Here is a 3,158-nt window from a genome sequence, read left to right as displayed (position 1 = left end):
CGGCAAGCACGGCACGCGCTTTTTTCTGTTCCTTTTCCGATGAAAGCCCGACGATGAATTCAAGAATCGTTGAATTATCGGGGCACCCGATCGCCCGCTTGATCGCGATGAAATCAAGCAAGCCCGGCACGGTCAAAGTGCCGTCAAAATCAAACAGGACAGCTTTAATCATTTTACGATTTCCATTGCGAAGTTACCTTTCTGCCTTCTTCCTTCTTCCTTCTTCCTTCTGCCTTCTTCCTTCTGCCTTCTGCCTTCTGCCTTTGTGCCTTCTGCCTTCTTCTCATCTTTCGCTGGTGCGCAGGCGCGGGTCAAGCGCGTCGCGCAAGGCGTCCCCGAACAGGTTGAATGCCAGCACAATCAGGAAGATCGCCAGGGTCACAAAAGTCATTTCCCACCAGACGCCCTGCCAGAGCCGCAGGCGCGCGTTGCTGATCATGATACCCCAGGAAGGCTCGCCCTGGACGCCAATGCCCAGGAAACTCATGAAGACCTCCGTGGAGATCGCGGCCGGAAAACGGAGCGAAAACGTGATGATAACGATGTGGAAAACATTCGGCAGGATATGGCGGAACATGATGCGCGCCGGGTTGAACCCGAGCGCGCGGGCCGCCAGAACATAAGGGCGCGTCTTGTGTTTCATGACCTCCCCTCTGATCAGCCGGCACAACCCGACCCAGGTGGTGAGACCGATGCCGAGATAAATGCCGAGCAGGCCCTTGCCGACCACCATGGCAATCGCCAGGATGAAAAGCAGGCCGGGGATTGCGGCAAAGGTTGAATAGAGCCAGACGATAAAATCATCGGTCCGGCCGCCGAAGTAGCCCGCCAGACAGCCGAGGATCACGCCGATCGGGATAGCAATGCAGGCGGTGATGACGCCCACCTGAAAGGCGATCCGCGCGCCCTGCACCGTGCGCTGAAAAACGTCGCGCCCCAGGTTGTCGGTGCCCAGAGGATGCCGGGCAAGATTTTTAAGAACGCGGACGGCGGCGCGCGGGGATTCCCGCGCGCCGGAATCCCGGGCGGCCGCAAACGGATGACGGAAAATACTTGGCGGAAGGTACACCTGGGAGAGATTCGTCTGTTGATAGGGGGGGGTGACGTCGCGCAGCTTGTAATACCAGTAGGCGCCCTCGCCGTAGAGCGCCAGGATAAAATAAAAGCCGATGATCCACAACGCGGCAACCGCGAGGCGGTTGCCTCTCACCTGCCGCCACGCCTCGCGCCAGAGCGAATGGCTATGTGTTACTTCTGTTTCCATTTTATTTTTTACCGCAGAGACGCCTAGTTCGCAGAGATTGTTTTTTCTTTCTCCGCGTCCTGCGAAGCGGGCGGCAAACAATTATCCCAAGGCGGCAGTGCCGCCATCCAAAACTTTCCCGGCTGGCGATCCGCCGGTCTTATTTAAACTTCTACGCAAAAGGGTATCATGTTTAAATGGAACGGTCTAATCTGACCCGCGGATCAACCAGGGCGTAACAGATATCCGTCAGCAGGTTGGCCGCCACGTAAAGCAAAGCGCCGATAAAGACAATGGCGCGCACGACGTCCACGTCGGAATAATTTATTGCGTTGATCCCCATGTTGCCCAGGCCGGGGATGCCGAAAAAACTTTCCAGGAGAAGACTGCCGGTATATAGGAACGGGATGGCGATAATCACGTTTGTCAGGATCGGAATCATGGCGTTTTTAAGAACATGCCGGAAAAGGACCCCGCCCCGCCCGACTCCCTTGGCCAGGGCGGTGCGGACGTAATCGCGGTACATTTCGTCCAGCATGATTGTCCGGTAAAAACGGAGATTATCCCCCAGCCCGCTGATCACGCCGACCAGGACCGGCAACAAGAGATAACGCCAGGATTCAAAACCCCAGATCGGAAACCAGCCGAGACGGTAGGCGAAGCAATACTGGCCGGCGATGATCCAGACCAGGTAATTGACGCTCATGAGCGCCACGGCCGCCACAACGAACATCCGGTCAAGCCAGGTATCGCGGAAAAAGGCGCAGACCAGCGAGATGCTTACCGCCGCAATCAGCCCGATCGCAAAAACGGGGACGGTTAAAAAAAGCGAAGGAAGAATCCCGTCCTTCAGCATCCGGGACACGCGCTGGTTGGAATAATTTGACCGGCCAAACTCAAATTTCGCCAGCTGGCCGAGATAAAAAACAAACTGGGAATCAAAAAAGTTTTTCGTCCGGCGCCGGAGTTGCAGCGAGCTGATTTTCAGAGGCGCCGCGCCGGTCTGCAGGAAAAATTTAAGACCGGACGTGTTTTCTTCGGTTGAAAAATCTATTTCCGCCTTTTGCCGGCCGGGGCCGGAGTTCAGCGCCCGGGTATTGCGGAGGCGCATATCCCCGCCGGCGGAATTATCCATGCGCAAAGAAGCCGCGCCCTCCGCCAGATCATAACTGATCACCCAGCGATATCCGGTCTCCGGTTTCAGATTGAATTCCAACGGCACCGGGAACCTGCTGTCGGGCGGAAAAAGAACATAACCGGCGCGGTTTTTTTTTCCGGGCACCCAGACAACGGATTCATGTTCCCGCCAGGAAGACGCGTTTCGCGTAAAAGCATTGTCGCTGAAGGCGCGGGTTTTCGTCCAGTTGCCGAAAAACAGCGGCTTGTTGAAGCCGCGCTGTTCGTCAAACTCCTCCAGCGCCCCGGGCGAGACGTTTTTGCCGAGGGTCATCATGGCCGGACTGCCGCCGACAATGTTAAAAAGAATAAACGTGATGACGATCACGCCGAACATGGTCGGCACCATCTGCCATATGCGTCTTAAAATATATCGCCCCATAATTTTTGTCCGGGAAGGAAGGCATGTTAAACCGTTCCGTTTACCCCCTGGCTACGCGCAGCGCGCGGCTGGCCTGCGGCTGGGCAGGCATATGTCAGCCTGCGCAGCCAGCAGGCTTACTACGGCGGAGCAGGCCGGTTTTGCGGAGAAGTCGCTGCATCAACAACGGACCGCCGGCCGTTTATTCGCCTTCGCCAGCCTGCCAGATCCCTGCATTAGGCAATTCGCGCTTTTATTGCACGCCGCGGTCAACCATGCTGTGGACGATTTTTTCAAGCGCGAGGCAGTAGGCCGCCTGCCGCATGGTCATTTTTTTCCGGGCGGAAAATTCTTTTGTCCGGGCATAGGCCTTGCGCA

Annotated in this window: 2 protein-coding genes; both read right to left on the bottom strand. The window is 56.6% G+C overall.

Annotated elements, in window-relative coordinates:
• Positions 1 to 283 precede the first annotated feature (283 nt).
• Entirely contained in the window at positions 284 to 1,264 is a 981-nt protein-coding gene (locus tag PHP98_12060; protein ID MDD5484362.1) for an ABC transporter permease, read from the bottom strand.
• Between the two features lie 172 nt (positions 1,265 to 1,436).
• Positions 1,437 to 2,801, bottom strand: a complete 1,365-nt coding sequence (locus tag PHP98_12055) for an ABC transporter permease (protein MDD5484361.1) — start codon at positions 2,799 to 2,801, stop codon at positions 1,437 to 1,439.
• Positions 2,802 to 3,158: the final 357 nt, after the last annotated feature.

Source organism: Kiritimatiellia bacterium, assembly GCA_028715905.1.
Classification (GTDB): Bacteria; Verrucomicrobiota; Kiritimatiellia; order JAAZAB01; family JAAZAB01; genus JAQUQV01.
The sequence above is the reverse complement of the archived record's forward strand: the minus strand, read 5'-3'. Positions and strand labels throughout refer to the sequence as shown.

Coding starts and splice junctions, on each gene's coding strand:
- PHP98_12055 (MDD5484361.1), bottom strand. CDS start 2,801: ATGGGGCGATATATTTTAAGACGCATATGGCAGATGGTGCCGACCATG.
- PHP98_12060 (MDD5484362.1), bottom strand. CDS start 1,264: ATGGAAACAGAAGTAACACATAGCCATTCGCTCTGGCGCGAGGCGTGG.